General features: G+C 68.1%; 6 protein-coding genes. 3 read left to right on the forward strand and 3 right to left on the reverse strand.

Annotated features, from left to right (window positions below):
- Window positions 1-3: 3 nt before the first annotated feature.
- Window positions 4-1,017 carry an Ldh family oxidoreductase gene (locus ABDV68_RS00425; protein WP_343517666.1) on the reverse strand — a complete coding sequence of 338 codons (1,014 nt, stop codon included), beginning with the start codon at window positions 1,015-1,017 and terminating at the stop codon, window positions 4-6.
- Window positions 1,014-2,687 carry a DUF885 family protein gene (locus tag ABDV68_RS00430; protein ID WP_343517668.1) on the reverse strand — a complete coding sequence of 558 codons (1,674 nt, stop codon included), beginning with the start codon at window positions 2,685-2,687 and terminating at the stop codon, window positions 1,014-1,016. Before ABDV68_RS00430 ends, ABDV68_RS00425 begins: the two co-directional genes overlap by 4 nt.
- A 401-nt stretch (window positions 2,688-3,088) precedes the next feature.
- On the opposite strand from ABDV68_RS00430, the gene ABDV68_RS00435 reads away from it, so the two are divergent.
- Window positions 3,089-3,736, forward strand: coding sequence for a GntR family transcriptional regulator (locus ABDV68_RS00435; protein ID WP_343517669.1), 648 nt, complete (start codon window positions 3,089-3,091; stop codon window positions 3,734-3,736).
- Between the two features lie 179 nt (window positions 3,737-3,915).
- On the opposite strand, the gene ABDV68_RS00440 is transcribed toward ABDV68_RS00435, so the two are convergent.
- A complete protein-coding gene (locus ABDV68_RS00440) occupies window positions 3,916-5,583 on the reverse strand; it encodes a M1 family aminopeptidase (protein WP_343517670.1) in 1,668 nt (555 codons plus the stop codon).
- A 168-nt stretch (window positions 5,584-5,751) separates the two neighbouring features.
- On the opposite strand from ABDV68_RS00440, the gene ABDV68_RS00445 reads away from it, so the two are divergent.
- Window positions 5,752-7,155: a Xaa-Pro peptidase family protein gene (locus ABDV68_RS00445; RefSeq protein ID WP_343517671.1), complete on the forward strand. Its 1,404-nt coding sequence runs from the start codon at window positions 5,752-5,754 to the stop codon at window positions 7,153-7,155.
- 5 nt (window positions 7,156-7,160) lie between these two features.
- On the forward strand, window positions 7,161-8,535 hold a 1,375-nt coding region (locus ABDV68_RS00450), incomplete at its 3' end, for an aminopeptidase P N-terminal domain-containing protein (protein WP_343517675.1).

An 8,535-nucleotide genomic window follows, 5' to 3' on the forward strand; every position in this document is an offset into this window, starting at 1 on the left:
CGATCAGTCCAGCAGCGCCTGGATATCGGCCAGCAGCTTCGCGGACACCTCGACCCCATCGGCCTCGCTGCGCGCCCGCGCGGCGTAGCGGCGCTCGGAGGGAAGGCGCGCGCCCTGCGCCTGGATGCCGTCGAACAGCATCTCGGCGGCGTCGAGCTGCCGCGCCACCGCCCCGCCCAGGAACCCGGCCGGATCGATCGCGATCACCAGTTCGCCGCCCAGCGGCGAGGCATTGGCGCCACCGTCATGCTCGATCGAAGCGCGGCTGGTCAGGTCGCCGATCAGCGGCCCGGCGATCAGCTCGACCATCGTCGCGAGCGCGGATCCCTTGTGCCCGCCGAACGTAAGCATCGCGCCGCCCAGCGCCGCCGTGGCGTCGGTGGTGGGTCGCCCCGCCGCGTCGATGCCCCAGCCGAGCGGGATCGGCTTGCCGGCGCGGCGGTGCAGCTCGATCTCGCCGCGCGCGACCGCGCTCGTCGCGAAATCGAAGACATAGGGATGCCGGCCCGGACGCGGCCAGCCGAACGCGATCGGATTGGTGCCGAAGATCGGCGCGGTGCCCCCGGCGGGCGCCACCCAGGCATGACTGGGGGTGAAGGCGAGCGCGACCAGCCCTTCCTCGGCCAGTGCCTCGACTTCGGGCCATAGCGCCGCGAAGTGCACGCAATTGTTGATCGCGAGCGCGGCGATGCCGTTGGCCTTCGCGATGGCCGCGAGCGGTCCTCTGCCGAGCGCGAAGGCGAGCTGGGCATAGCCGCCCCTGGCGTCGACGCGCACCAGGCCCGGCGCGCTCTCGACGATCTCCGGCTCGGCATCGAGCGCGACCTTGCCCGCGCGGATCGTGTGGGCGCACACCAGCAGCCGGTACAGGCCGTGCGAGGTGCAGCCGTCGCGCTCGCCGGCGACCATCGTCTCGGCCACGGCCTCGACATGCGCCGGCGCCAGCCCCTGCGCCGCGAGCACGGAGCGGGCGAGCGCACGCACCTCGTCGAGCGTCATCTTCACGGTATCGGTCATGGCTTGGGCACGATCTCGTCTGCGATCAGCGGGGGCGGGATCATCCCGGCCTTGTTCCATGCGTCGAGGAACCCGCTGAGCTTGAAGGGTTTGCCCTGCCGGTCGAGGGCATGCGAATATTCGGCCAGCACCTGGTCGAGCTCGATCTTGCCGACGATGTAGCTGGTGCCGTAGCCGGGCTGGCGCAGATAGAGGAGCTGCTCGAACGCGGTCAGCTCGTCATCGGGATTGGACCAGCCGCGCGGCGTCCATTCGGCGTGGAAGTGGCCGGCCTGCTTGAGCGACCATTCGTTCGACTGGACGTAGAGCGAGGCGAGCCCGCGCGCGGCGCGGTTGGCCAGCATGATCCACACCAGCTCGCGCGCCCGCGGATTGTCGTCATAGAGCCCGGCGTGCATCACCAGCTCCTCGAACGCCGTCGCGAAGCCCTCGGCGCGCACGTCCCAGATGTTCGACAGCGACGGCTCGCGCCGGATCGCGCTGGCATGGGGCTCGTCGCGCATCCGCGCCAGGTCGATCCAGTGATAGTCGTGGCTGTAGAGCAGCATCGGTTCGCGCGCGATGATGTGCGCGAAGAAGGACCGCCGTTCCTCCGGGACGAAATGCCCCATCTGCGGCACCAGCGCGGCCTTGAGATAGGGTTTGTCGGGGATGACCTCCTGCTTCACCAGGAAGTCGACGAACTTGTCGAGCCGTTCGCGCGCCAGCCGGTCGAACGCCGCCGGGCTCGCCACCGGCTGGAGCTGCGGCAGCTTGCGGTTGTTGTGCTCCTCCAGCCGCAGCCCGGCGTGCGCGCGCGCCAGCTCGCGGCGCAGCAGCGCCACTTCTTCGTCCCAGTCATACGGCACCATGTGGACGTTCTTCTGGTACCAGCTGTAGTTTTCCTTGCCGACGCCCGAGGATCCGGTCTTGCTGGGCGCTTCGGCCTTGAGCCAGCCGATAAAGTCCTGCGTCGCCGCGATCGCCGCGGCCACGGCTTGCCTGAGCGCGGGGCTGGCGCCGTTCAGGTTGGCGTTCCAGCTGCCTTCGAGCGTGCTGACCTTCAGCGTCCCGGCCTGGAGTTGCTGCAGCGCCTTCAGCTGTCCGTCGAGGCTCGCGACGCTGTAGACCCACAGGTCGCGGGCATTGGCGTCCTTCAAATTGACCTTGCCCTGCGCCAGGAAGCCGGGGATCGCGCCGATCTCGGCCGTCAGCTTCTCCTGGGCGGCCGCCGACAGCGGATAGGCATAGGCATAGAGATGGGTCTCGGGCTCGGCCACCGGCGCCTCGCGCGCGGGGACGTCGGTCCGGCTCGGCCAGATCGTCACGTAGAAGCCCGGATCGCGCGCCCAGGGCCTGAGCACGCGCTGGTCGAAATCCATGCCGTTCATCTCGGCCTTGACCAGCTGATATTCGGTTCGCTGCTCCACGGGCCAGCCGCCCGGATCGATCGCCGCGAGCCGCGCCTGCCACGCCGGCAACGCCGCCGCCTTCTTCGCCATGGCGGCGGCGGTGTAGTCGGGGACGCCGTCTTGCCATTCGGGCCGGGCAAAGGCGCGCCATTCGCGGAAAAGCTCGACCAGTGCAGGATAGCCGGCGGCATTCGCCTGCGCCGCGGCGGGACTGGAGGGCAAGGCGGCGGTCGGGCTCATCATGAGTGCCGCGACCAGAAGTCGATGTGCGATGGCCATGCCGCGTCCCCTCGATGATCGCATACCGCACGGGAATCGGCCCGAGCCCCCAACGCCGTGTCCCTCGGTTGCATTACCCCTCCTGTGCGAATAGTATACGTTATTCGTAACTCATAAGGGCGAAGTCAAGTGCGCAAGCTGCGGTCGGCAGGGATCGATGGGCACACTTGAATCAATCGATGTTTCTCGTCACACTCGTGACACTTATCGCCCGGGGAGGAGGCGATCGCGCGGCGGATACGCGCAAATGCCTCGACGCTCATATCGAGCGAAGGTCTGTGGGGATGTCCCGGTTTTCATATGCCGAGCCGTGCAGATCCCGGGGTTCCACTCTGTTTTTTCTGAACTTGCTGCACTGCGGTAGATATTATACGGACGTATAGATGGCAAAAGAAGCTAGCATGCGTTTGGTGATCCGGTCCGTTTCCGAACAGGTGGTGAACGTCGTCCGGGATTGGATCCTGTCGGGTCGCGTCCCTGCGAACAGCCCGATCCGCCAGGATGCGCTGGCCGGCGAGCTGGGGATCAGCAAGATCCCGCTGCGTGAGGCGCTGACGCGGCTCGAGCAGGAAGGGCTGGTGCAGAACCAGGCCAATCGCGGTTTCTTCGTACGCGACCTCAACACGGCGGAAGCCGAGGAGGTCTTCGCGCTGCGGCTCAAGCTCGAGCCCGACGCGATCGCGCTGGCTGCCGAGCGCGCGACCGAGGCCGATCACAAGGCCGCGCGCGACATGCTCGACACGCTGTACCAGGTGACCGGCGAGGGCGGGGAAGGGGTGGGCGCATTCAATCGCGCATTCCACCTGGCGCTGCTGCGGCCGAGCCAGCAACTGATCACGCTCAACTTCCTCGAGCGGCTGCACGTGCTGTCGGAGCGCTATGTGCGCAAGCATCTGGAACCGCTCGGGCGCGACGAGCGCGCCAATGAGGAGCACCGCCAGATGCTCGATGCCTGGCTGGCCCGGGACCTCGACCAGTTGCGCGAGCTGACCATCGCGCATACCCAGAAGACGCTCGACGACCTGCGCCAGCAGCTACCGGTCGAATAGAGTCGGTTCCCACTTGGCTGGAATCGTTCCCCTGCGAAAGCAGGGGCCCAGGGTCCGTAGCGCATCGCCTGTGGCCCTGGACCCCTGCTTTCGCAGGGGAACAACCGGTGCTTCGAATTCAATGAAATGGAATCCCAGCAGGAGCGGCGCGGCCCCGCGGGACCGCGCCGCCACGCCAATCAGTTTCCGCCTGCCTCGCGCAGCGTCATTTCCGCGAGCAGGTGGGTGTCGGGGTCCAGCGCCACCTCGGCCGGCGCGCTCGCGACCGGGATCGTGAAGCTCTGCGTCTTCTTCGTCATGTCGAGCTTGTGCACCTCGAACGCGCCATGCGCCTCGCCCGCGACGCCGATCTCGACCGGCAGGCGATAGGCCTGACCCGGCTGGGTCTGGGTCACGGTGACGCGCATCGACTTGGCGGCCGCGTCATAGGACCAGCTCGCATCGAGCACCGGCGAATCGATGCGGGTCAGCCACTGTGCGAAGAACCAGCCGAGATCCTGGCCCGAAGCTTCCTCCATCGCGCGGCGCAGGTCCGGCGTGGTCGCATGCCCGCCCGCATGCCGGGCATAATAGGTGCGGATCGCCTTGAAGAAGACCGGGGAGGTCACCTGCTGGCGCAGCATATGCAGCACCCAGCCGCCCTTCACATATTGCACGCGCGTGAGGTCCGGGCCCGCGCCGTCGTCGACCGGCGTGATCACCGGATCGCGCTCGCGCCGCTCGGCCGCGAAGGCGCCGGCGCGTTCGTTCCTGAGCGACGCGACAAAGGCGTCCCGGCCCTCGAAATGTTCGGCGTAGAGGTCGGCGAAATAGGTGGCGAAGGCCTCGCTCAGCCACACGTCGCCCCAGCCGTCCTCGGTGATCGAATTGCCGAACCACTGGTGCGCGATCTCATGCGCGAGCAGGCCGGTCCTGGCGAGCGCCGGTTCGCGCCGCTGGGTCGGCGTGGCCCCGTCGCGCGTGCCGCCGCCGCCGTAGAAGATCACGCTGGCGTGCTCGGTGCTGGAGCGGTCGAATGGCGCAACCACCTGGCCGAGCTTCTCATAGGGGTAGGGGCCGACCAGGTCGCCGAAGAAGTCGATCGTGCGCCGCGCGACGGTGAAGCTGTTCTCGACGTCCGCCTGCTGCCCGGCCGGCACCCAGGTGACCAGCGGGATGCCGCGCGCGGTGCCGCCATGATAGGTCTCGAAGCGCGCGATGCCGACGGCGTTGAGCCACGGCGTGATCGGCACGCCCTGCTTCCAGTGCGTGACCTTGCGGCCGTCGCCCAGCGCCTTCTCGCTCCGCAGCAGGCCGTTGGCGGCGACGGTATATCGCTCGGGCGCGGTGATCACGAACTCGGTGGTGACCTTGGACGAGACATGGTCGATCACCGGCGCCCATTCGCGCATCTTGGTCGGCCAGTTCCACGAGAAGATGCCGCGCTGCCCCGCATCGGTGGTGCCGAAGCGCAGCCCGTCCTGCGGCTCGCCGGCATATTTGACCCGATAGAGGCGCGTCTCGCCGCGCTTGGGCGCCGTCCCGGTCCGGATCGTTAGCCGCGCGCCCTGGTGGGTGAAGCGCAGCGCCGTCCCGCCTTCGGTGACGGAGGCCACTTTCATGCCGGTGCCGTCGGCCCGGGGCGCGGCGAGATCGAGGAAGAAGCGTTCGACCCCCGGCGCGGCGAAGCGCACGGTGACGACCGTCTCGCCCTCGATCCGGTGGCTTTTCTCCGTCACCTCGAGGTTGAAGACATAATGTTCGATCGTGATCGCCGGTTGGCGCTCATAGGCCTCCGCGCGGAGCGCTTGCGGCTCCACCGAGGCGGCGCACAGCAGCGTCGCCGTCAGGCTGATCGATCGTTTCACGCGCCTTCCTCCTGTTGACACGAATCTATTGAAGGATAACGTATACAATATTCAAGGGGGCCTGCGGATGCCTCAGTCCGATTTGACCCGACTGGCATTGCAAGGAGAGACGCGTTGATTCGAACGCTTCTACGAGTCGCCGCGTGCGCGCTAACGCCGCTGGCCATAGTGGGGGCCCCGCCGGCGCAGGCGCAACATTATCAGGCCGATTTCCCGCCCGAGGAGTTCCGCGCGCGCTGGAACACGGTATTCGACCAGATCGGCGACCAGTCGGTTGCGATCCTGCAGGGCGGGGCATCGACGCGGGGGTTCGAGTTTCCGCGCCAGGTCAATGACTTCTACTATCTGAGCGGGATCGAGACGGCGCACGCCTATCTGCTGCTCGACGGCCGCACGCGCAAGGCGACGCTGTTCCTGCCGCCGCGCAACGAGCGGCTCGAGCGCGCCGAGGGCAAGGTGCTCAATGCGAGCGACGCCGCGCTCGTCCGCCGGCTGACCGGGGTCGACGCGGTCAGGAGCCTCGACGACATGCGGCAGGGCTGGATCGAGGGCCTGGCGGGCCCCGACCGGCGCGCCACGCTGACCATCTACACACCGTTCCGCGCGCAGGAAGGCTATGCGCAGAGCCGCGGCGAAGTGGAGATGGCCAACGCCAACGCCGCGAACGACTATTGGGACGGCCGCATCGCCCGCGAGCAGCAGTTCGTCAGCCTGCTGCGCGCCCGCGTCCCGCGCGCCGAGGTGCGCGATCTCAACCCGATCCTCGACGAGATGCGGTCGGTGAAGAGCCCGCGCGAGATCGACCTGATCCGCAAGGCGTCGGTGCTCGCCGGCCGCGGCATGATCGAGGCGATGCGCTCGACCGAGCCGGGGGTATGGGAATATCAGCTCGACGCGGCGGCGCGCTACGTGTTCCTGGTCAACGGCGCGCGGCTCGACGCCTATCGCTCGATCGTCGGCAGCGGCACCGACAACATCAACAACATGCACTATTTCCGCGAGAACCGGCAGATGCGGGCGGGCGAGCTGGTGCTGATGGATTACGCGCCGGACTATCGCTACTACACCAGCGACATCGGCCGGGTGTGGCCGGTCAGCGGCACCTATTCGCCGGTGCAGCGCGAGCTGTTGCAGACCGTGCTCCAGCTCCGCAACGAAGCGCTCAAGCGCATCCGCCCCGGCGTGACCCCGGCGCAGATCCTCGAGGAGCTGCAGGCGCCGATGATGCGCTACATCGACGGACAGCGCTATTCGAAGCCGATCTACGAGGCGGCCGCGCGCGAGATGGTGCGCACCGGCGACGGCGTCTTCTCGCACCCCGTCGGCCTCGCGGTGCACGACGACGGCGGCTATCGCGACCGGCCGCTGCGGCCCGGCACGGTGTTCTCGGTCGACCCGACGATCCGCGTGCCCGAGGAGAATCTCTATTTGCGCTACGAGGACGTGGTCGTGGTGACCGCGACCGGCGTCGAGAACTTCACCGATTTCCTCCCCTCCGAGCTCGCCGACATGGAGAAGCTCGTGCGGCAGAAGGGGATCGTCCAGACCCTGCCCGCGCAGGCGCTGCCGTGAGCGGCATGAAAGTGCGGACGTGGCTGCTCGCCCTCGGGCTGGCGGTGGCCTCGCTGGGTAGCACGCCCGCGCCGGTGCATGCCCAGCCGGTGTTCCGCGACGTGTTCCCGCCCGAGGAATATGCCGCGCGGCGCGACAAGCTGTTCCAGGCGATCGGCGACGGCGTCGCGATCATCGGCGGCACCACCGAGCGGCCGGGCGAGCAGCCCTTCCGCCAGGCGAACCAGTTCTTCTATTTGACTGGCGTCGCCGAGCCGCGCGCGATCGCGGTGTTCGACGGGCGCACGCGCGAGGCCAGCCTCTTCCTGCTCGAGCGCAAGGACAGCGACGTCCTCTCCAAATACGGCCCCGGCGCGCTCTATCCCGAGCCCGGCGCCGCGGCGAAGCTGGGCGTGACCCGCGTGCTGCCGCGCGGCGAGTTCGCCGCCGCCATGGCGCGGATCGGCACCGACCGGCGGCGGATCTATACCCCCTTCCGCCCCGAAGTGCTCGGCAGCGCCTCTTCCTCCGACCCGCGCATGCTGGCGCGGCTCAACCATGAGGATCCGTGGGATGGCCGGCCGAGCCGCGAGGAAGCCTTCCGCCTGCACCTGATGGCGGCGGCACCGCGCTCCGAGATACGCGACCTCGACCCGCTGATCGACCATCTGCGCGCGATCAAGAGCCCGCGCGAGATCGCGATCCTGCGCGAGGCGACCCGGCTCACCAATCGCGGCATCCTGCGCGTGATGCACGCCGCCAGGCCGGGCATGACCGAATATCAGCTCCAGGCCGAATCCGAATATGAGTTCAAGCGCGGCGGCGCCTACGGCCCGGCCTATTTCGCGCTGGCCGCGACCGGGCGGAACACCTGGTACACCCATTATCACTACAACACCGCCCCGCTGAAGGCGGGCGAGCTGGTCCAGTACGACTATGCGCCCGACTACAAGGGCTATGCCTCGGACGTGACGCGGGTGTTCCCGGCGAGCGGCAAGTTCACCGCGCGCCAGCGGGAATATTACACCATCTATCTGCGGCTCTATCAGGCGCTGATGACCTCGATCCGCGTGCATGAGACGCCGCTGGCGATCACCCGGCGCGCGGTGGAGAAGATGGACGCGATCGTCGCCGGCTATCGCTTCACCGATCCGGCGATCAAGGCGGCGGTGGTGGCGTTCGTCGACGGCTTCCGCGCGAAGAAGGGCGGGTGGCTCGGCCACGCCGTGGGCGTCGAGGTCCACGACGTCTACGGCGAGTACACGACGCTCGAGCCCGGCATGGTGTTCACGATCGAGCCGATGCTGCGCCTGCCCGACGAGCATGTCGGGGTGCGGCTGGAGGACATGCTGCTGATCACCCCGACCGGCTACGAGAACCTGTCGGAATCGCTGCCGATCG

This window comes from Sphingomonas sp., from assembly GCF_039595165.1.
In the GTDB taxonomy this organism is placed as follows: Bacteria; Pseudomonadota; Alphaproteobacteria; order Sphingomonadales; family Sphingomonadaceae; genus Sphingomonas.

Coding starts and splice junctions, on each gene's coding strand:
- ABDV68_RS00425 (WP_343517666.1), bottom strand. CDS start 1,017: ATGACCGATACCGTGAAGATGACGCTCGACGAGGTGCGTGCGCTCGCC.
- ABDV68_RS00430 (WP_343517668.1), bottom strand. CDS start 2,687: ATGGCCATCGCACATCGACTTCTGGTCGCGGCACTCATGATGAGCCCG.
- ABDV68_RS00435 (WP_343517669.1), top strand. CDS start 3,089: ATGCGTTTGGTGATCCGGTCCGTTTCCGAACAGGTGGTGAACGTCGTC.